Annotated in this window: 18 protein-coding genes and 1 rRNA gene; 15 read left to right on the forward strand and 4 right to left on the reverse strand. The window is 70.2% G+C overall.

Annotation, left to right across the window (positions count from 1 at the left end):
- The 10 genes from rrf to ABT186_RS14720 all read left to right on the forward strand — a co-directional run.
- A 5S ribosomal RNA gene (gene rrf, locus ABT186_RS14675) occupies positions 1–91 on the forward strand; the annotation flags it as partial.
- A gap of 72 nt (positions 92–163) precedes the next feature.
- Positions 164–808 (forward strand): HAD family hydrolase, encoded by a 645-nt coding sequence (locus ABT186_RS14680; protein ID WP_351925269.1) that lies wholly within the window; start codon positions 164–166, stop codon positions 806–808.
- Between the two features lie 105 nt (positions 809–913).
- A complete protein-coding gene (locus ABT186_RS14685) occupies positions 914–1,627 on the forward strand; it encodes a VC0807 family protein (RefSeq protein WP_351925271.1) in 714 nt (237 codons plus the stop codon).
- A gap of 66 nt (positions 1,628–1,693) precedes the next feature.
- The gene (locus ABT186_RS14690; RefSeq protein WP_351925273.1) at positions 1,694–2,905 is read left to right on the forward strand and encodes an MFS transporter; all 1,212 of its coding nucleotides are present in this window, start codon (positions 1,694–1,696) and stop codon (positions 2,903–2,905) included.
- Positions 2,856–4,028 (forward strand): acetoin utilization protein AcuC, encoded by a 1,173-nt coding sequence (locus ABT186_RS14695; RefSeq protein WP_351236439.1) that lies wholly within the window; start codon positions 2,856–2,858, stop codon positions 4,026–4,028. Before ABT186_RS14690 ends, ABT186_RS14695 begins: the two co-directional genes overlap by 50 nt.
- Before the next feature lie 679 nt (positions 4,029–4,707).
- Positions 4,708–5,523, forward strand: a complete 816-nt coding sequence (locus ABT186_RS14700) for a phosphatase (RefSeq protein ID WP_351236441.1) — start codon at positions 4,708–4,710, stop codon at positions 5,521–5,523.
- 129 nt (positions 5,524–5,652) lie between these two features.
- The gene (locus ABT186_RS14705) at positions 5,653–5,865 is read left to right on the forward strand and encodes a helix-turn-helix domain-containing protein (protein WP_004984898.1); all 213 of its coding nucleotides are present in this window, start codon (positions 5,653–5,655) and stop codon (positions 5,863–5,865) included.
- 141 nt (positions 5,866–6,006) lie between these two features.
- Positions 6,007–6,105: a 30S ribosomal protein bS22 gene (locus ABT186_RS14710; protein WP_003948845.1), complete on the forward strand. Its 99-nt coding sequence runs from the start codon at positions 6,007–6,009 to the stop codon at positions 6,103–6,105.
- A 351-nt stretch (positions 6,106–6,456) separates the two neighbouring features.
- Complete coding sequence (locus ABT186_RS14715; RefSeq protein WP_351236443.1) at positions 6,457–7,518, forward strand: NAD-dependent epimerase/dehydratase family protein; 1,062 nt, start codon at positions 6,457–6,459, stop codon at positions 7,516–7,518.
- A gap of 14 nt (positions 7,519–7,532) precedes the next feature.
- Positions 7,533–8,579 carry a lysophospholipid acyltransferase family protein gene (locus tag ABT186_RS14720; RefSeq protein WP_351925275.1) on the forward strand — a complete coding sequence of 349 codons (1,047 nt, stop codon included), beginning with the start codon at positions 7,533–7,535 and terminating at the stop codon, positions 8,577–8,579.
- A gap of 210 nt (positions 8,580–8,789) precedes the next feature.
- On the opposite strand, the gene ABT186_RS14725 is transcribed toward ABT186_RS14720, so the two are convergent.
- The 3 genes from ABT186_RS14725 to ABT186_RS14735 form a co-directional block, all read right to left on the reverse strand.
- Positions 8,790–10,013: a DUF5667 domain-containing protein gene (locus ABT186_RS14725; RefSeq protein ID WP_351236447.1), complete on the reverse strand. Its 1,224-nt coding sequence runs from the start codon at positions 10,011–10,013 to the stop codon at positions 8,790–8,792.
- Between the two features lie 408 nt (positions 10,014–10,421).
- Positions 10,422–11,198, reverse strand: coding sequence for an ECF subfamily RNA polymerase sigma factor, BldN family (locus ABT186_RS14730; protein ID WP_351236448.1), 777 nt, complete (start codon positions 11,196–11,198; stop codon positions 10,422–10,424).
- 943 nt (positions 11,199–12,141) lie between these two features.
- Complete coding sequence (locus tag ABT186_RS14735) at positions 12,142–13,083, reverse strand: HAD family hydrolase (RefSeq protein ID WP_351237016.1); 942 nt, start codon at positions 13,081–13,083, stop codon at positions 12,142–12,144.
- A gap of 173 nt (positions 13,084–13,256) precedes the next feature.
- On the opposite strand from ABT186_RS14735, the gene ABT186_RS14740 reads away from it, so the two are divergent.
- The 5 genes from ABT186_RS14740 (at position 13,257) to ABT186_RS14760 (ending at position 19,182) form a co-directional block, all read left to right on the forward strand.
- On the forward strand, positions 13,257–13,541 hold the full coding sequence (locus ABT186_RS14740; RefSeq protein ID WP_351925277.1) for a glutaredoxin family protein: 285 nt from the start codon (positions 13,257–13,259) through the stop codon (positions 13,539–13,541).
- A 319-nt stretch (positions 13,542–13,860) separates the two neighbouring features.
- Positions 13,861–14,637 (forward strand): redox-sensing transcriptional repressor Rex, encoded by a 777-nt coding sequence (locus ABT186_RS14745; RefSeq protein ID WP_351237020.1) that lies wholly within the window; start codon positions 13,861–13,863, stop codon positions 14,635–14,637.
- Complete coding sequence (locus tag ABT186_RS14750) at positions 14,634–16,478, forward strand: glutamyl-tRNA reductase (RefSeq protein ID WP_351925279.1); 1,845 nt, start codon at positions 14,634–14,636, stop codon at positions 16,476–16,478. Before ABT186_RS14745 ends, ABT186_RS14750 begins: the two co-directional genes overlap by 4 nt.
- The gene (gene hemC / locus ABT186_RS14755; protein WP_351237022.1) at positions 16,475–17,482 is read left to right on the forward strand and encodes a hydroxymethylbilane synthase; all 1,008 of its coding nucleotides are present in this window, start codon (positions 16,475–16,477) and stop codon (positions 17,480–17,482) included. Before ABT186_RS14750 ends, hemC begins: the two co-directional genes overlap by 4 nt.
- On the forward strand, positions 17,479–19,182 hold the full coding sequence (locus ABT186_RS14760) for a bifunctional uroporphyrinogen-III C-methyltransferase/uroporphyrinogen-III synthase (RefSeq protein WP_351237023.1): 1,704 nt from the start codon (positions 17,479–17,481) through the stop codon (positions 19,180–19,182). The genes hemC and ABT186_RS14760 overlap by 4 nt, the downstream gene beginning before the upstream one ends.
- A gap of 60 nt (positions 19,183–19,242) precedes the next feature.
- On the opposite strand, the gene ABT186_RS14765 is transcribed toward ABT186_RS14760, so the two are convergent.
- Positions 19,243–19,632, reverse strand: a complete 390-nt coding sequence (locus ABT186_RS14765; protein ID WP_351925373.1) for a group I truncated hemoglobin — start codon at positions 19,630–19,632, stop codon at positions 19,243–19,245.
- Between the last annotated feature and the right edge of the window lie 53 nt (positions 19,633–19,685).

The raw sequence follows: 19,685 nt of genomic DNA on the forward strand, positions 1-19,685 counted from the left end.
GCCCGGTTACATTCCGAACCCGGAAGCTAAGCCTCACAGCGCCGATGGTACTGCAGGGGGGACCCTGTGGGAGAGTAGGACACCGCCGAACAATTCTTGAAGAAAACCCCGCACCTCACGGTGCGGGGTTTTCTGCGTTCGGGCTGCCCTTAGGCTCGTACTCATGCGCTATGACCTCGTCATCTTCGACAACGACGGCGTACTCGTCGACAGCGAGCCCATCTCCAACCGGCTCCTGGCCGCCCATCTCACCGAGCTCGGGCACCCGACGACGTATGAGGACTCCATCCGTGACTACATGGGGTCCGCGATGCACCGTGTCCACGAACTCATCCACGAGCGCACGGGACAGCGGCTGCCGGCCGACTTCGACGATGTCTTCCACGCGCGCGTCTTCGCCGCCTTCGAGCGGGAGTTGAAGCCCATGGCCAGCGTCGTGGACGTACTGGAGAAGCTGTCCGCCGACGGGGTCCCGTACTGCGTGGCGTCGTCCGGGAGCCATGACCGGATCCGGGTGGGGCACCGTACGACCGGGCTTGACCGGTGGTTCGACGACGGGCGGATCTTCAGCTCACAGGATGTGGGGCGGGGGAAGCCCGCACCGGACCTGTTCCTGTACGCCGCCGATCGGATGGGGGTGCCGCCGGAGAGGTGTGTCGTCGTCGAGGACAGTCCGCTGGGTGTGCAGGCCGCCGTCGCGGCCGGGATGGACGTGTACGGGTTCACCGCCATGACGCCGGCCGCCAGGCTCGCAGGAGCTGCCGAACTCTTCGCCACCATGGAGGAGTTGGCTGACCTGCTCGTATGACCTCGGCTGTGACACGCATCGGCGGACCGGCACTGACATTTGTCATGCAGAGCTCCGGACGATCGTTTCTACTGGCGGAGCCACCCTGGCGGCGAAGCTGAGGGCATGACGACGAACACGGTTTCCCAGGGCCAGAGCAAGAGCCAGAGCAAGAAGAACACCTTCGCGCCGCTCATCATGGACGTGGCGGTGCCGGTCGGGTCGTACTACCTCTTCAAGGACGCCTTCGGGATGAGCACCTTCGCGGCGCTCGCCTGGAGCAGCGTGGTACCGGCCGCCCGCACCGTTGTGGGCGTGGTCCGGGAGCGCAAGGTCAATGCTCTCGCCGCGCTCATCCTCTTCGTGAACGTGGTCTCGCTCCTGCTCAGCTTCGTCGCCGGCGACCCGCGGCTGATGCTCGCCAAGGACAGCGGGGTCAGCAGCGCCATCGGGATCGGGATCCTGGTCTCCGTGGCCATCGGGAAGCCGATGATGACGGCGGGCATGAAGCCCTGGCTGGTGAAGGGCGACACCGGCAGGGAGGTCGCCTGGGCCCGGCTGCAGAGTGGTTCTCCGGCCTTCCGGCGGGCCGAGCGGGCCTTCTCGGTCGTGTGGGGCGTGGTGTTGCTCGCCGAGTGTGTGATCCGGATCGTGGGCGCCTACACGCTGCCGGTGGACACGATGGTCTGGCTGGGCTCGGTCATCACGATCGTCGCGATGGCGCTGGGGCTCGTCCTCAGCGGCGCTGTCGCCGCCGGTCCGATGGCGCAGATGCTCCTCGCCGAGGTGAAGACCGAGAGCGACGCATCGCCCACCCTGGCCGTCGCGACCGCCAGGTAAAGCTGAACAAAAATCATCTTCGGCTGGATCTACCCACGGGTAGACAGGGGCCCTACGCTCGCCGCCATGACAGATGTGCTGCGGCGCGGTAGGGCCTCTCTGGCGTTCAGCTTCTGCGCCCAGGGCGCCACCTTCGCCCTGCTCGTGACCCGGATCCCGGCCATCCAGGACCGGTACGGGGTCTCCGACGCCCTGCTCCCCGTCTTTCTCGCCGCCGTGCCGATCCTCGCCGGCGTCGGCAGCGTGACGACCGAGCAGCTGGTCAAACGGATCCGGCCCAGTCGGCTGCTCCGCTGGTCGCAACCCGTGGTGCTGCTCGCCCTCCTCGGCGTGGGGGCCGGGGACCGCATGGCCGAGCTGGGGATCGCGCTGGCCGCCTTCGGGCTGACCGTGGGGGCGCTGGACGCCTCGATGAACATGCTCGGGGTGAGCCTCCAGCGGACGTACGGGCGCAGCATCATGCTCGGTTTCCACGCCGCGTACAGCCTGGGCGGGATCGTCGGTGCCTCGCTCGCCTGGGTGGGGGCGCACTGGCATCTGGCGCTGTGGGTGTCGTACCTGCCGGTCGTCGTGGTGCTGCTTCCGGCCACTTTCATAGGCAGCCGGTGGTACGTCGACGGGAGCGGGCCCGCTGTGGACGCGGAAGGCGCCGAGGCCGGGCCGGTCGTTTTCAAGCTTCTGCTGCCGCTGTGTCTGGTGATGACCTTCGCGTACATCGGAGACTCGACCGTCTCCAACTGGAGCGCCAAGTATCTGCAGGACACGCTCAGGAGTTCGGAGCAGCTGGCGACGGTTCCGTACAACGTCTACATGGTCACCACGCTGCTCGGGCGGTCCCTCGGGGACTTCGGGGTACGCAGGTTCGGGGCCGTGGCCGTCGTACGGCTCGGAGCGCTGGTGGCGGCGCTCGGGTTCGCCGTGGTGGCCGGGGCGCCGGGGGCCTGGGTCGGGATGCTCGGGTTCACTCTGCTGGGCCTGGGGCTGTGCGTTCTTGTGCCGCAGACCTTCGCGGCCGCCGGACGGCTGTTCCCGGGGGCTTCGGACACGGCCATCGCACGCCTCAACATCTTCAATTACGTGGGCTTTCTGATCGGCTCGCCGCTCGTGGGCGCGCTCGGGGACGCCTGGAGCTACCGGGGCGCCATGCTCGTACCGATGGCGTTGGTCCTGGTGACGCTGGTGTATGCCCGTTCGTTCAAGCCTGGACCGGACCGATACGGTGACGGGCATGAGCGGCCGCGCACAGCTGATGTGGGACCAGGCAGTAACGGGCTATGACTTCGGTCCGGACCATCCGATGGATCCGGTCCGGCTCGCGCTGACCAGGAAACTCGTCGACGCATTCGGGCTCGACAAGGACATCGAGGTGGTCGCGGCGAAGCCCGCGGGCGACTCGACGCTGCGGCTCGTCCACCGCGAGGACTATGTGGAGGCCGTGAAGGCCGCGTCCGCGGACCCGGGGTCGGCCGACGGGTCGTACGGGCTCGGGACCATGGACGATCCCGCCTTCGCCGGGATGCACGAGGTGTCCGCCCTGATCGCGGGGCAGTCGGTGGGGGCGGCGGAGGCCGTGTGGCGCGGGGACGTCCTGCATGCGGTGAACTTCGCGGGCGGGCTGCATCACGCCATGCCGGGCAGTGCGTCCGGGTTCTGCATCTACAACGATGCCTCGCTGGCCATCGCCCGGCTGCTGGAGCTGGGCGCCGAGCGGATCGCGTACGTGGACGTGGATGTGCACCACGGGGACGGGGTGCAGGCGGCGTTCTGGGAGGACCCGCGGGTCCTGACGATCTCACTGCACGAGCATCCGCGGACCCTCTTCCCGCAGACCGGGTGGCCGGAGGAGACGGGTGCACCGAGCGCGGAGGGCAGCGCGGTGAACGTGGCGCTGCCGGCCGGGACCGGGGACGCGGGGTGGCTGCGGGCCTTCCACGCCGTCGTACCGGAGCTGATCGCCGACTTCCGGCCGCAGGTGCTGGTCACCCAGCACGGTGCCGACACCCACTTCGAGGACCCGCTCGCGCATCTCGCCGTGTCGCTGGACGCGCAGCGGGCCGTGCAGGTCGCCTGCCACGAGCTGGCGCACGAGTACGCCGACGGGCGCTGGGTCGCGCTGGGCGGCGGCGGGTACGCGGTCGTGGAGGTCGTGCCGCGCTCGTGGACGCATCTGGTCGCCATCGCGGCGGGGCGGCCCATCGAGCCGCCGGCCATGATCCCCGAGAGCTGGCGGCAGGAAGTCTTCGCCCGTACCCGGCAGTTGGCGCCCGCGCGGATGACGGACGGCCGGTGGCCGGTGGCCTACGCGGACTGGGAGTCGGGCTACGACCCCGCCGACCGGCTGGACCAGGCGGTGCTGGCGGCGCGCAAGGCGGCGTTTCCGTTGCGGGGGTTGTTGGCGTAGTGCCGACGGGGACGTGCCGGGTGGTCGGGTTGCCGGATTGGGTTCGCCCCCGCCGCCCCTTCCCGTCCCGTCCCGTCCCAAGGGGCTCTGCCCCTTCGACCCCACCAGGGGCTCCGCCCCTGCACCCCGCCGGGACTGCGTCCCCTGGACCCCGCCCCGCCGGGGTCTGCGTCCCCTGGGCCCCTGCCTGGGGTCTGCGTCCCCTGGGCCCCTGCCTGGGGTCTGCGTCCCCTGGGCCCCTGCCTGGGGGCTGCGTCCCCTGGGCCCCTGCCTGGGGGCTGCGTCCCCTGCACCTCGCCGGGGACTGCGTCCCCTGGACCCCTGCCTGAGGGCTGCGTCCCCTGCACCCCTGCCTGGGGGCTGTGCCCCCAGACCCCCGTTTCGGCCTGAACGGCCTTGTCCTCAAGCGCCGGACGGGCTGGGTGTGGCTGGGCTGTGCCGAGTGATGCGGGCCGGTTGGTGGGTCGGCCCGAGCGGCCTTGTCCGCGTGCTCCGGACAGGCTCGGTGTGGCTGAGCTGTGCCGAAAGGTGCCGGTGGCGGCGGGGAGCGGCCTGAACGGCCTCGTCCTCCAAGGCCGCACGGGCTGGGTGGGGCTGAGGATCGCACCATTACGCCGACTGTGCGGTGTTTCCCGCATTCTGGGCGTGCGGTGGGGGCGGATGGGCCAGCATCGCGGACGTGTTGAGCACCGGAGCGCTGCGTGCGCATCTGCTGGCCGCCCGGCTGGCCGGGCCCGTGGCCACGTCGCGTGAGGAGAGCCTGCGCAGCTATCGGCTCTTCGCCGCCCGCGACCCCCGTGCGCTGATCGGGCTCGATCCCGAATGGACGTGGGGTCATCGGGATTTACTCGCCTTGATGGCGGACAAGTGTGGAGTTTCGGCCGATCCTGAGCACACCGCAGGTCGTGACATGATCGATCCCGAGCGCACCCTGGAGGCCCTCGACGCCTTCGCCGAACGGATCGGAAAGGCTGCGCAGGACAGGGCCCCGGTCCTGTTCGGCACTGGGCACCCGCACCGCCTGCTCGGCTTCTACGCCGCGATCGCGGACGCCCTGTCGGCGGCGGGATGTGCCGTCCTCACCCCGGCGTATGGTCGCTGTGTCGACATAACGACCCGGTTCGGTCTACGCACGTACAACCTTGATTACGTACGAGGAGTCGCCTTCGTGCGGAAACCGGGGACCGGAACAGCCGGTGGTGAGCCCGGCGCACACACGCACTCGCCGCTCCCGGTTCGTACCGTGCTGGCCGCCGCGTCGGAGACCGGCGGGCCGCTGCCGGAACTGGTCATCGGGGACCACGGTTGGGTCTGCGGGGCAGGTCAGCTGGGGTTCGAGGCGATGGGGCTCGCCGATACGGACGATCCCGCGCTCTTCGTCGGGGAGGCAGAGGGGCGCGTGTCCGTGGTCGTTCCACTTGATGACGCTGTGCGGTCTGCTTACTACCGACCGCTTACTCGCTATGTACTCAATCGAGCGTGTCTGTCACAGTAGGCCGCGGATGCCATCCCCTCTTCCCCACTCGCATCACCCGCCCCTACATTGGGGAGTGAGCACGCAGCGACGAAGAGTCACCGGAAGGGGAAGCCGGTGGCCGTCGAGTGCGGAAGGTTCAGGTGTGTCATGGCTGCAGCTGGCGAGAGGCCTCTGAACGAGGTTCAGTTCCTGACCGTGGCGGAAGTCGCCTCGGTGATGCGAGTGTCGAAGATGACCGTGTACCGGCTGGTGCACAGCGGTCATCTGCCGGCGATCCGGGTGGGGAGGTCCTTCCGGGTGCCGGAGCAAGCGGTTCACGAGTACCTCCGCGAGAGCTATGTGGGGGTCGAGACGGCCTGACGGCGGCCCGGTGGGCCCTGTGCGGCCTCCCGGGTCACCTCGATTACGACCTCAGCGCTCGGGCGGGTAGGCTAGCCCCTCGTAGGTCGTGTGGGCCCATGGCGCCCAGCACCGAGTGATGAGAAGTGAGCGAGGGTAGTCGTGGGCTCTGTTATCAAGAAGCGGCGCAAGCGGATGGCCAAGAAGAAGCACCGCAAGCTGCTCAAGCGCACTCGCGTTCAGCGTCGCAACAAGAAGTAAGGCGCGGCCCCGCCAGGGGCAGCAGGCCTTGCCGTTTTGCACGAGTGTGCGTCGTGGCCCCCCACCACCGGTGGGGGGCCATTGTCATTTTCGGGCGGTGCGGCCCCCGGCAAGGGCACGCAGGCCTCGGCGGGTTGCGGTCGCATCGTCCGGCTGCCATCCGCTGTGCGTACGCCTGTGGTGCAAATGGCTTGGTCTGGTCGTACGTACGGGGGTGTCGTCACTTCGTGCATCGGGTGGTCATCACAGCGCAACATCGAACCGCTAAGTTGGCCGTATACGGGGAACGCGGCAGGCTGACGGGCAGAACTACGTCCATGACTGGACGCAACGGGAAGAGAGGCGCTGATCTTGGGCAAGGTCGTGCTCGTGACCGGGGTGGCCCGCCGGCTCGGCGGCCGGTTCGTACGACGGATCCAGCGTGACCCGGAGGTCGATCGCGTCGTAGCGGTCGACGCGGTCCCGCCCGAGCACCATCTGGGCGGCGCCGACTTCATCCGCGCCGACATCCGCCAGCCCACCATCGCCCGTGTGCTCGCCGAGCACTCCGTCGACACGGTCGTCCACATGGACGTCACGGGCACCCCGCTGGGCAGCGGCAGCCGGGCCACGGTCAAGGAGACCAACGTCATCGGCACCATGCAGCTGCTCGGCGCATGCCAGAAGTCCCCGACCGTCAAACGGCTCGTCGTGAAGTCCAGTACGAACGTGTACGGGTCCGCGCCCCGCGACCCGGCCGTCTTCACCGAGACCACCCCGCCCAAATCCCTGCCCAGCGGCGGCTTCGCCAAGGACACCGTCGAGGTCGAGGGGTATGTTCGGGGCTTCGCGCGGCGGCGGCCCGATGTCGCCGTCTGCGTGCTGCGCTTCGCCAACATCCTGGGCCCGGGCGCGGATTCGCCCCTTGCCTCGTACTTCTCGCTGCCGGTGCTGCCCACCGTCTTCGGCTACGACCCGCGGCTGCAGTTCGTGCACGAGGACGACGTGATCGAGGTGCTGCGGATCGCCTCCCACGAACCACAGCGCGGCACGCTCAACAGCGGCACGTTCAACGTCGCGGGCGATGGGGTGCTGCTGCTGTCGCAGTGCGCGCGGCGGCTCGGGCGGCCCACCGTGCCGCTGCTGCTGCCCGCCGTCACCTGGGTCGGCTCGGCGGTGCGGACGCTGGGCATGACGGACTTCTCGCCCGAGCAGATCCGGCTGCTGACGCACGGGCGGGTCGTGGAGACGATCCAGATGCGCGAGACACTCGGATACGAGCCGAAGTACACGACCGCGGAGACGTTCGCGGACTTTGTGCGCAGCCGTGGGCCCGGGCTGCTGCCGCCGGAGGCCCTCGCGGGGGCCGTCGACCGGATCGCCGCACTGCCCGCACTGGGCGGTGGCCACCCCCCGACGCAGAGCGCCAACTGAGGAGCGCATCAACGATGGCGGACGCCAAGGTCATTCCGTTCGACGACGACCGGTCCCGCGGGGCTGCCGTGCAGCGGCCGTCGCGGCGCCGGAGCGCGGGGAACCGGCGCAAGGGCGAGCCCGCGGTGGTCGGCGAGGTCCAGCCCCTGCCCAACAGGGCGATCCCGCAGGATGATGTTCCTGTGACGCGTGAGGAAAAGCCGCCGGTCAGGCCGCAGGAGGGGGGCCTGGAGCGGCGTATCGCCGGGGGGCTGGCCTTTCTGCGCCGCCGGCTGACGGGTGACTACGAGGTCGACGACTTCGGCTACGACGAGGAGCTCACCGACCAGGTCCTGATGTCGCTGCTGCGGCCGGTGTACGAGAAGTACTTCCGGGTCGAGGTGAAGGGCATCGAGAACATCCCGTCGAAGGGCGGGGCACTGATCGTCGCCAACCACTCCGGGACGCTGCCGTTGGACGGCCTGATGATGCAGGTCGCCGTGCACGACAACCATCCGGCGGGCCGCCATCTGCGGCTCCTGGCGGCCGATTTGGTCTTTGTGCTCCCGGTGGTCAACGAACTGGCCCGCAAGGCCGGCCACACGCTGGCGTGCGCGGAGGACGCCGAGCGGCTGCTGCGGCGCGGCGAGGTGGTCGGCGTGATGCCGGAGGGCTTCAAGGGCATCGGCAAGCCGTTCAGCGAGCGCTACAAGCTGCAGCGCTTCGGCCGCGGCGGCTTCGTCTCGACGGCTCTGCGCGCCGGGACACCGATCATTCCGTGCTCGATCGTCGGGGCCGAGGAGATCTACCCGATGATCGGCAACGCGAAGACCCTCGCCCGGTTGCTGGGCTTCCCGTACTTCCCGATCACCCCCACGTTCCCGTGGCTGGGCCCCCTCGGGGCGATCCCGCTCCCCACGAAGTGGACGATCCAGTTCGGCGAGCCGATCCCGACGGACGGTTATCCGCCGGAGGCGGCCGAGGACCCGATGCTGATGTTCAACCTGACGGACCAGGTCAGGGAGCAGATCCAGCACACGCTGTACAAGTTGCTGGTGCAGCGCAGGTCGGTTTTCTTCTGAGGTACAGGTTCTCTTCTGGGCGTCGGCCTCTTCTGGGGCCTTCGGTCGTCTTCTGGCGCCTTCGGTCGTCCTCTGGGGCGTCGGCCTCTTCTGGGGCGTTTGATCGTCTTCTGAGGTGTCGGTCGTCTTCTGAGGTGTCGGTCGTCTTCTGAGGCGTACGACGATGGGGGCGCCCCCTGTGCCAGGGGCGCCCCCATCCTCCTACCGGCCTTACTTGTTCTCCTCGCTTGTGATGCCCAGTCCCGGCAGGAGGCCGGGGAGCAGCGGGGGCAGCGTCACATTCGGTTCGGTCGAGGGGCTCTTGCTTGACGACGGGGAACTGCTGGCGCTGTTCTTCGGCGGGTCCAGCAGGCCACCGGTGGTGCCGCCGAGCAGGCCCTCGCCGCCGCTCTGGGACGTGGACGGCTGGGGCTTGTCGCTGCCGCTGTGGCTGCCCGCGGTGGAGCCGCTGGTGGCGGTCGGTGCGGGGCCGTTCGTACCGGTGGTGGCGGTGGAGCCCGAACCGGAGCCCTGCTGCCGGCCGGTGCCGCCCGGGGACGGGGGCTGCGGCAGCAGCGACTGCAGCGGGGCGACCTCCTGGTCTATGGCGTCGAAGACCGACGAGACCTGCTGACTGACGTCGCCCAGCTGGACGGGCAGTCGCTCGCGCAGGATGCTCCAGGCCTCGCGGTGGGACTGGGAGAAGGTGGAAAGGGCCTGGATGGGGCTGAGTGAGCCGTCCCGCTCGTACGCCTCGTGGAGCAGGCGGTGGCCTTCGGCCGCGTCGTGCTGCACGCCGGACAGGGTGCGGCGGATCTCGCCGAGGGACTCGTGGTCGAGGTGGCCGCTGCGGCCGCGCTCCATCAGCCGGCGGGCCTCGTTCAGCCGGGTCGACGCCTGGTCGAGGTAGAGCCGCCCGCGGTCGTTGTCCCCCTCGGCCATGCCGAGTTTGACGTCCTCGATGCCGCGTTTGAGGCCGTAGAGCGAGTCACCGGGCAGCGCGTCGGAACTGGCCGCGGCCACTCCGCCGAAGGAGGCCGCGGCCACACCGACGCTGAGTCCGCCCGCGGCGAGGCCCTTGGTGAGCCGCGTACGAGGCCGCAACTTCCCCAGCGGGCTTGCTCGGTGAGCGCCTCGGGCCCGATGGGACCGTTGCTCGGGCACCGAAGGGTCCGCAGCCTCGCCTCCGACCGTGCCCTCCTGCAGCATGGCCTCCATCGCGGCCACCAGCCGCGCGCGCTGGACGACCTTCACCTCGGGGTCGAGCGCCGGTCTGGGCAGCTCGTCGAGGCGGGTCGCGAGGGCCAACAGGTGGGCCTGCTCGGTTCGTTCCGCAGCAGCCGGGGCTGGGCCCGATCCTTCGGGCTGCTCGGCCGCCGTGCCCCAGTCGGACTGCTCCTCCAGGGCCTGGGCGAAGGCGTTCGCCCGCCGGTGCGCCGATACGTTCGCGATCACTGGCGGCACCTCCTCTCGTCATGACGGTCGACTCCCCAGGGGGTCCTGAGGGTTGCACGCCCTGGCCGCATGCACACGATCGTGTGATCGGAGACGGCCGGGGAGTGACCACAGGGAGCCTGTATCCCGCACAACGAGCGGCTCGGCACTTGGGTTACGGACGACGGATGATCGGCCGAGAAGTCAACGAGTTTGTACGGAAGGTGAGTTGACCGTTGCGGAGCGTGTGCGACCGGGGTGGCGGGGAGGGGGTGGCCGGGCTCGGCCTGGGCGTGCCGCGCGGGTCGTAGGTGACGTACGTGCTGTACGCGCCGTACGGGCCGCAGGGTTGGCGACAGTGGGCCTTGGGGGCGGCTCGGTGTGGCTCGGGGGCGGGCCTTGCGGAGTTGCCTGTTGTTTGCCGGGGGCTCAGCGGGCGTCTTCGGGCAGGAGCCGGGCGAGGGTGCGGACGGCCCGGTACTGGAGGGTCTTGATCGCGCCCTCGTTCTTGCCCATCACGCGGGCGGTCTCGGCGACGGAGAGGCCCTGGAGGAAGCGGAGCGTCACGCACTCCTGCTGCTGGGGGTTGAGCCGCCGTACGGCGTCGAGCAGAGCGGCATTGGAGAGGGACTCCAGGACGGAGTCCTCGGGGGACCGCTCGACCTCGTTGGCGTCGAGCATCTCGCCCGTGGTCACCTCCAGCCGGAAGCGACTGGACTTGAAGTGGTCGGCGACGAGATTGCGGGCGATGGTGACGAGCCAGGCGCCGAAGTCGCGCCCCTGCCAGGTGAAGGTCCCGATCCGGCGCAGGGCCCGCAGAAAGGTCTCACTGGTGAGGTCCTCGGCGGTCGCCCTGCCGCCCACCCGGTAGTAGATGTAGCGGTACACGGTGTCGCTGTACTGGTCGTACAGGCGTCCGAAGGCGTCGGCCTCGCCGGCCTGGGCGCGCTCCACGAGGTCCATCATGCGGGCGCTGTCACTGTCCGCAGCCGGGCGGCGTGCGGTGGTGGCGGCCGAGCCGGAGCGGCCCCGTCTGCCGCCGACCGCGGCGCTGCCGTCGGCCAGTGCGTAGCACGGGCCGACGGGGGCGGCGGTGGCGAAGGCGGGGACGGCGTACGCGGTGGGGACGAAGCCGCGCAACAGGTCGTGGACCGTTGCGCGGAGCGTAGCCAGGCCCGAGGCGTCAACCCCGACGTGTGGGTACACGGGACTCCCAGAGGCAGAGCTTCCATCACGTGCAGTACGGGACCGTTCACCCGTCGTAGCGACGGAGGGGTACCGAATTGCGTCTGAGGAGAATAACGCTTAGTACAGGCAGCACTACACCCAGTTGCTCAAATCATCGATTACGTCGCTTCTGTAACCGATTGACGCCCGCTCAAGTGCCGTACGGTGACCGTTTGTTGATCGATTGAGTCCGCCTTCCGTCTGAGTGGGGGGCGTGTTGTGGCCGTGTGGTTTTTTCCGCCCCCGCTGCCCCTGCCCGTCCCATCCCCGGGGGCGCTGCCCCCGGGCCCCCACCGGGGACTCCGTCCCCTGGACCCCTGCCCGGGGGCTGCGCCCCCAGACCCCCGCTTTCGGCCTGAACGGCCTTGTTCTCGTGCGCCGGGCGGGCTGGGGGTGGCGGGGTTGCGCTGGGTAGTGCGGGTGGGTGGGGATAGGCCCGAACGGCCCCGTCCTTGACGCCGGACGGTTGAAAATCAGCCCGTACGGGTTCGTGCGGCGCGGGGTCGGCTTGGCCTACGAAGGCAAATCGGCCCCTCCGGCGTTTGAGGAACGGGGGCCGTGGCGTAGCCCTGTCGGGGCGTGGGGCGCAGCTCCGGGCGGGTGGCAGGGAACGCCCTCCCCGCCGGGGGTTGGGGTGGTGGGGTGCTTGGAGGGGGCGAGGAGACACAATCCCCCGTGGACGTCCGGGGCGCAGCCCCAGGCGGGTGCAGGGGATGCCGTCCCCGCCGGGGGTTCAAACGCCCTCCCCGCCGGGGGTTCAGGGGGTCAAGCCCTCTGGCGCGGTTGAAGGGGCGAAGCCCCCGGGGATGGGGCGGGCGGGGGCGGGAGCAGGCGTGCGTTCAGTCACGCGCGAGCGCAGCCGGTAGACGTACCCCGACCACCCACCGGCAAGAGGTGTCCTCGCCCGCCAGACCTCAGCGCCTCAGCGGCGTCGGCGATGCAGTGCGATCGCCGCCGCCGTGCCGCCCGCCACAGCGCCCACGCCGGCCGCCGCCGGCAGGCCGACCTTCGCCGCCTTGCGGGCCGTGCGGTAGTCGCGCAGGCGCCAGTCGTAGGCGCGGGCGTGCTTGCGGAGCTTGGTGTCGGGGTTGATCGCGTAGGGGTGGCCCACCAGCGACAGCATCGGGATGTCGTTGTGCGAGTCGCTGTACGCCGCGCAACGCGAGAGGTCCAGCCCCTCCGCCGCGGCCAGCGCACGCACCGCCTCCGCCTTCGCGGGACCGTGCAGGGGTTCACCGACCAGTTTGCCGGTGTAAACCCCGTCCACCGACTCGGCCACCGTACCCAGCGCGCCCGTCAGCCCGAGCCGCCGTGCGATCACCGTCGCGATCTCCACCGGCGCGGCCGTGACCAGCCACACCTTCTGCCCGGCGTCCAGATGTGCCTGCGCCAGCGCCCGCGTACCCGGCCAGATCCGCTCGGCCATGTACTCGTCGTAGATCTCCTCGCCGATCGACATCAGCTCGGAGACGCGGTGACCCTTCACGATCGAGAGCGCGGAGTCACGGGCGTCCTGCATGTGCTCGGGGTCCTCGACCCCGGCCAGCCTGAACCACGCCTGCTGCCACGCGAACTTCGCCAGGTCGCGTGTCTCGAAGAACTTCCGCTTGTACAGGCCCCGGCCGAAGTGGAACAGCGCGGCGCCCTGCATCACGGTGTTGTCCAGATCGAAGAACGCCGCAGCCTTCTCGTCGCCGAGGACCGGGAACTCCGGTTCCCGGTCGGCGACATCCTGAGGGGCGACGTCCTGTGAAGCGGCGTCCTGTGAGGACTTGCGCGCTGCCTCCGCCGAGGCCTCGCCTGCCAACACGCTCCGCGCCGTGGCGGAGCGCCTACGGGGAGTGAGCCATCCGAGAGCGGCCATGGCGTGAGCATAGCCAGTCTGTTCGGTGGTTCCGGAGTCGAGAGGTTTGAAGCCTGTGAACTCTCCGCAACCGTGTCGTTAAAGAAGTCATTCCATCGGTGTGGCGCGGGGACGGACACCCGGGTCGTCGGATCACGGGCGCCGGGCTCCGCCTCCCGCCTTCCGGGGCGAGAATGGCCGACATGAGTCCCATCTTTCGGCGGAACGGCAAACCGGCTCCGGGTGACCGGCTCGTCACTCTCATCCGCAAGCCCGGCTGTCATCTGTGTGATGACGCACAGATCGTCATCGAGAAGGTGTGCGGCGAGCTCGGCGTCCCCTGGGAGCAGAAGGACATCACCCAGGACGAGGAGCTCAACCGTCAGTACTGGGAGCAGATCCCGGTCGTGCTGGTCGACGGCGCCCAGCACACTTTCTGGCGTGTCGACGAGGGGCGCCTGCGCAAGGCCCTCGCCTAGGAATCTCCGGAGGACGCCCTCCCACTACTGACTGAGTAGTCCAAGTGGGCCCGGACAGCGCTTAGGATCGACGGCGATTGGTCTCGGGGGCGAGGATCGTTGAGGAGAGTGTGCGGTTTTGCCCCCAAGACAGAAGGAGCGGTGGTGCCCGTGCGCCGGTTCCGTATCGGTGCGCCGGGGGCGCGTGACCCCGGTCACGTTGGCCGGGCAAATCGGACACCATCTTTGTGCACGCGTTCACAAAGACATAGCCTGCATTCGACGGGGCGGTCTGGGGACGTATGACCGCCTGCAGCCCCGCTCTACCCGCAGGAGCACCGTGGCAACTGGCCGAACTCACCGACCGGCGACCCGCAGCCGAGGGATTCCCGAGGCCACCGTCGCCCGGCTTCCGCTGTACCTCCGAGCCCTGACCGCACTGTCGGAGCGCTCGGTACCCACGGTCTCCTCCGAGGAGCTCGCCGCCGCCGCGGGGGTCAACTCCGCCAAGCTGCGCAAGGACTTCTCCTACCTCGGCTCCTACGGGACCCGGGGCGTGGGCTATGACGTCGAGTATCTCGTGTACCAGATCTCCCGTGAGCTGGGCCTGACGCAGGACTGGCCGGTTGTGATCGTCGGTATCGGTAATCTCGGCGCGGCGCTGGCCAATTACGGTGGATTCGCCTCGCGTGGTTTCCGGGTCGCGGCGCTCATCGACGCCGACCCGGCGATGGCGGGGAAGCCGGTCGCGGGCATTCCGGTCCAGCACACCGATGATCTGGAAAAGATCATCAAGGACAACGGCGTTTCGATCGGTGTCATCGCCACCCCCGCCGGCGCCGCCCAGCAGGTCTGTGACCGGCTCGTGGCCGCGGGTGTGACCTCCATCCTGAACTTCGCGCCGACCGTGCTGTCCGTCCCGGAGGGCGTCGACGTGCGCAAGGTCGACCTCTCCATCGAGCTGCAGATCCTCGCCTTCCACGAGCAGCGCAAGGCCGGTGAGGAAGCCGTGGAAACCGTGGAAGCCATGACCGACGGCCTGCCGGCCTCCGCCGCGGCCAAGGAGTCCGCCGACCAGGGGCCCGACGGGGACGTCCCCGCCGTGATGCCGGCATGAGTCTCCTCGTCGTCGGGCTGAGCCACCGCAGCGCTCCGGTCAGCGTGCTGGAGCGGGCCGCGCTGGCCGCGGACGCCCAGGCCAAGCTGCTCCAGGACACGGTCGCCGCCGAACCGGCCACCGAGGCCGCGGTGCTCGCCACCTGCAACCGCATCGAGCTGTACGCGGACGTGGACAAGTTCCACGCCGGTGTCGCCGAGCTGTCCACCCTGCTCGCCCAGCACAGCGGGGTCGGCCTCGACGAGCTGACCCCCTACCTCTACGTGCACTACGAGGACCGGGCCGTCCACCACATGTTCTCGGTGGCCTGCGGGCTCGACTCCATGGTCGTCGGCGAGGGGCAGATCCTCGGCCAGATCAAGGACTCCCTGGCCACGGCGCAGGACCGGCACACCGCCGGACGGCTGCTGAACGACCTGTTCCAGCAGGCGCTGCGGGTCGGCAAGCGCGCCCACTCCGAGACGGGCATCGACCGCGCCGGTCAGTCTCTCGTCACCTTCGGCCTGGAGCAGCTGTCGTCCGGTACGCCGGTCGAGACCTGGGCCGAGGGCAAGCGCGCCCTCGTGATCGGCGCCGGCTCCATGTCGTCGCTGGCCGCAGCGACCCTCGCGCGCGCCGGGGTCGCCGAGGTCGTGATCGCCAACCGCACCCTGGACCGTGCCGAGCGCCTGGCGCAGATCCTGACGGAGGCGGACGACACGGACGTACTGGCGCGTGCGGTGCCGATGGAGTCGGTGCCGGACGAGCTGACACGTGCCGACGTCGCGGTGTCCTGTACGGGCGCGACCGGCCTGGTCCTCACGGCCCAGGCGGTCGCCGCAGCGCTGGAGGGGCGCATGGCGGGCCCGGTCACCCCCGTGCCCCCGATCACCCCGGGTTCCGGCCGTACGGCAGACGCTCGTACGACAGATGTCCGTACGGCAGAAGCCCGTACGACCGCACGTGCGACCGACGCGGAAGTCGTCGATCCGGCCGACGTATCCGACGTATCCGACGCATCCGGAGAACTCCCGCCCACCAGCCTCGGCACCGAGGACGGCTGCCCGCTCGACCTCTCGGCGGTGCAGAGCACGGCCGGTTTCTCGGTGATGGGCGAGGCCGCCGTCGCCGGAATGGGAGCCGCCGAGCTGGAGCGGCACGCGGCGTGGGTGGACAAGGGCGCCGAGGAGCGCAGCGGTCGTACGGCCGGTGCCGTCCTCGACCCGGCGGCAGAGGCCGAGGTCATCACCGCGCTCGCCGCGACCGTGGCCACCGTCGGCCGGGTCCCCGAGCGCCGCCGTCCCGAGCCCGTCGTGGAGGCCCCGCGCCCCGCACCCGTGCTCGCGCTCCTGGACCTGGCGATGCCCCGGGACATCGACGCGGCCGTGCACCGGCTGCTCGGGGTCCGGCTCGTCGACATCGAGTCGCTCGCCGAGGCGTCCGCGGACGCACCCATGGCCGCCGACGTCGACCAGGTGCGCGGGATCGTCTCCGACGAGGTCGCCGCGTTCGGCGCCGCCCAGCGCGCGGCGCACATCACGCCGACCGTCGTCGCCCTGCGCACGATGGCCGCCGACGTGGTGACCAACGAGATCGCGCGCCTGGAGGGCCGGCTGCCCGGCCTCGACGACAAGCACCGCGCCGAGATCACGCAGACCGTGCGGCGCGTCGTCGACAAGCTGCTGCACGCGCCGACCGTACGGGTCAAGCAGCTGGCGGCCGAGCCCGGCGGCGCCGGGTACGCGGACGCGCTGCGCACCCTGTTCGACCTCGACCCCGAGACGGTCGCCTCCGTCTCCCGGGCCGAGGGCAACGAGAACGACACGAACACCGAGAACGCCAAGAACCGAGGGCGAGCATGAGTGAGCCACGTCAACAACAGACGCTGAGGCTCGGGACCAGGCGCAGCAAACTGGCCATGGCCCAGTCCGGGCAGGTCGCCGACACCGTGAGGCGCCTGACGGGACGGCCCGTCGAGCTCGTGGAGATCACGACGTACGGCGACACCTCCCGCGAGCACCTCGCCCAGATCGGCGGCACCGGTGTGTTCGTGACGGCCCTGCGCGACGCACTGCTGCGGGGCGAGGTCGACTTCGCGGTGCACTCCCTCAAGGATCTGCCGACCGCGCAGCCCGAGGACCTGGCCCTGGCCGCCGTGCCGGAGCGCGAGGACCCGCGGGACGTGATCGTCGCGCGTGACGCCCTGAAGTTCAGCGACCTGCCCCGCGGGGCCCGCGTCGGCACCGGTTCGCCGCGCCGTATGGCGCAGCTGAACGCGTACGCGCGCAGCCACGGCCTGAGCATCGAGACGGTCCCGATCCGCGGCAATGTCGACACGCGGATCGGATACGTCCACAGCGGCGAGCTGGATGCGGTCGTCCTCGCCGCGGCCGGCCTCAACCGCATCGGGCGGATCGACGAGGTGACCGACTTCCTGCCGGTCGACATGGTTTTGCCCGCCCCCGGCCAGGGGGCACTCGCGATCGAGTGTGCCGCGGACAACGCGGACCTCGTCGCCGCGCTCGCCGAGCTCGACGACCCGTTCACCCGGGTCGCCGTGACCGCCGAGCGGTCCCTGCTCGCCGCCCTGGAGGCCGGTTGCAGTGCCCCTGTGGGCGCGCTGGCCGACCTTCCCCCACTCTCGGCTCCGCTCGAGCGGGGGGACCCCCATGCCGACGGGCAGATTGTCAAGGAAATGCGCCTGCGCGGCGTCGTCGGCACGACCGACGGCTCTACGCTGGTGCAGCTGTCCACCACCGGTCCCGTGCCCGAGACGCACGACCAGGCAATGGCGCTCGGTCGCGAACTCGCAGCCGAGATGCTCGCCAAGGGCGCGGCCGGTCTGATGGGGGAGCGAGCACATTGAGCCCCACCACCCTTCCCGCCGGCCTTGAACACGGGCACGTCACCTTCCTCGGTGCCGGACCCGGGGATCCGGGACTTCTCACACTGCGCGCCGTGGAGGCGCTGGCGAACGCGGACGTTCTCGTCGGCGAGCACGAGGTGCTCGACGTGGTGCGCACGCACGCCAGAGCGGGCGTCGCTGTCGTGAACACGGACGCGGACCCCTCCACGGGTGCGTATCCGGGCACGGGCACGCCTCAGCTGGCGGTCGTTGACGACAAGTCAACAGCCGCTGGTGTCCCTGTGTTGAGGGATGCCGCACATCTTGTCATGGAGGCCGCGCGGGGCGGCAGGCGGGTCGTCCGTGCGGTGTCCGGGGACCCCGGCCTGGACGCGTACGCCGCCGAGGAGATGCTGGAGTGCGCCGCCCAGGGCGTTCCGTTCGAGGTCGTGCCGGGCATTGCGACGGCCGTCGGCGTGCCCGCGTACGCGGGTGTGCCGCTGCGGGACGCGCAGGGCGCGGACGTCCGGTTCGTGGACGCGCGGACCGCCTCGGACCGCTGCTGGACCGAGGTCGGTGCGTCCGACGGCACGGTCGTGGTCTCCACGACCCTGGACTCGGTGGCGGCCGCCGCCGGCGAACTGGTGGCCGCGGGCCGCAAGCCGGACACCCCGATGACGGTGACGATCGCCGGTACGACGACCAGGCAGCGCACCTGGACCGCCACCCTCGGCTCGATCGCGCAGACGCTGAAGCAGGCGAAGGTCCTGCCGTCCCCCGAGGGGGGCCGGACGGTGATAGCCGTGGTCGGTGAGCGTCACGCCGCCGCCCAGCGCGACCAGCTGTCGTGGTTCGAGAACAAGCCGCTGTTCGGCTGGAAGGTCCTCGTCCCGCGTACGAAGGAGCAGGCGGCGTCGCTCTCCGACCAGCTGCGGTCGTACGGGGCGGTGCCGCACGAGGTGCCGACGATCGCCGTCGAACCGCCGCGCACGCCCCAGCAGATGGAGCGGGCGGTCAAGGGCCTGGTCACGGGCCGGTACGAGTGGATCGCGTTCACGTCGGTCAACGCGGTGAAGGCGGTGCGGGAGAAGTTCGAGGAGTACGGCCTCGACGCGCGCGCCTTCGCGGGCATCAAGGTGGCCGCGGTGGGCGAGCAGACGGCGAAGGCGCTGGTGGCCTTCGGCGTGAAGCCGGACCTGATCCCGTCGGGCGAACAGTCGGCCGCCGGCCTCCTGGAGGACTGGCCCCCCTACGACCCGGTGTTCGACCCGATCGACCGCGTCTTCCTCCCCCGCGCGGACATCGCCACGGAAACCCTGGTGGCGGGCCTCATCGAACTGGGCTGGGAGGTCGACGACGTCACGGCGTACCGGACGGTCCGCGCCTCGCCGCCGCCGGCCGAGACCCGCGAGGCGATCAAGGGCGGCGGCTTCGACGCGGTCCTCTTCACATCCTCGTCCACGGTCCGCAACCTGGTGGGCATCGCGGGCAAGCCGCACAACGTGACGGTGATCGCGTGCATCGGTCCGGCCACCGCGAAGACGGCGGAGGAGCACGGGCTGCGGGTCGACGTCATGGCCCCGGAGCCGTCGGTCCACAAGCTGGCGGAGGCGCTCGCGGACTTCGGTCTCAAGCGGCGCACTGCCGCGCTGGAGGCCGGCGACCCGGTGACACGGCCGAGCGAGCGACGGCCGGGGGCGCGGAGGCGTCGTACGACCTGAGCGCAGTGGGGGTGGCTGTCCCTCGGGGCCGCCGCCCCCGGTCCCCCTTCGGCGTCCGGCTCAGGGGCCCTGTCCGGCGACGATGGCGTCTCGGGTGCTCTCGACGATGCCGAGCAGTTCCGACCGTTCCTGCTGCGGCACCTCGAACTTGTCGAGCGTCTGGTTGAGGTCGTCGATGAACGCCTCCCATTCGTCCGCGGTGATCAGCAGGTCGCGATGGGAGTCCTCCATCGTGTGGCCCGTGTAGTGCTGCGGGCCACCGGTCGCCTCACCGACCATCTCGGTCACCAGGTACTTGAACCCCGGTGGCAACACGCGGTGGTGCGCCTCGTTGACGCGGGGGTTCCAGTTCAGCCGGTCGTCATTCATGATCCTGTCGATGAAATCGTCGACGACCGTGGCAATGTTGTAGATTCCGCCGAGTCGCTCGTAGAGCGGGATTGGCTCCATATCCACGCCCGCCTTCTCCGATGTCGCGGTGAATCGCGTCCGATCGCGCCGCA

It is taken from the genome of Streptomyces sp. NPDC001634 (genome assembly GCF_040298185.1).
Classification (GTDB): domain Bacteria; phylum Actinomycetota; class Actinomycetes; order Streptomycetales; family Streptomycetaceae; genus Streptomyces.

Bases quoted from the DNA above. Each gene is read 5' to 3' on its own strand.
- ABT186_RS14680 (WP_351925269.1), top strand. From the start codon at position 164: ATGCGCTATGACCTCGTCATCTTCGACAACGACGGCGTACTCGTCGAC.
- ABT186_RS14685 (WP_351925271.1), top strand. From the start codon at position 914: ATGACGACGAACACGGTTTCCCAGGGCCAGAGCAAGAGCCAGAGCAAG.
- ABT186_RS14690 (WP_351925273.1), top strand. From the start codon at position 1,694: ATGACAGATGTGCTGCGGCGCGGTAGGGCCTCTCTGGCGTTCAGCTTC.
- ABT186_RS14695 (WP_351236439.1), top strand. From the start codon at position 2,856: ATGAGCGGCCGCGCACAGCTGATGTGGGACCAGGCAGTAACGGGCTAT.
- ABT186_RS14705 (WP_004984898.1), top strand. From the start codon at position 5,653: ATGGCTGCAGCTGGCGAGAGGCCTCTGAACGAGGTTCAGTTCCTGACC.
- ABT186_RS14720 (WP_351925275.1), top strand. From the start codon at position 7,533: ATGGCGGACGCCAAGGTCATTCCGTTCGACGACGACCGGTCCCGCGGG.
- ABT186_RS14735 (WP_351237016.1), bottom strand. From the start codon at position 13,083: ATGGCCGCTCTCGGATGGCTCACTCCCCGTAGGCGCTCCGCCACGGCG.
- ABT186_RS14740 (WP_351925277.1), top strand. From the start codon at position 13,257: ATGGCCGACATGAGTCCCATCTTTCGGCGGAACGGCAAACCGGCTCCG.
- ABT186_RS14750 (WP_351925279.1), top strand. From the start codon at position 14,634: ATGAGTCTCCTCGTCGTCGGGCTGAGCCACCGCAGCGCTCCGGTCAGC.
- hemC (WP_351237022.1), top strand. From the start codon at position 16,475: ATGAGTGAGCCACGTCAACAACAGACGCTGAGGCTCGGGACCAGGCGC.
- ABT186_RS14765 (WP_351925373.1), bottom strand. From the start codon at position 19,632: ATGGAGCCAATCCCGCTCTACGAGCGACTCGGCGGAATCTACAACATT.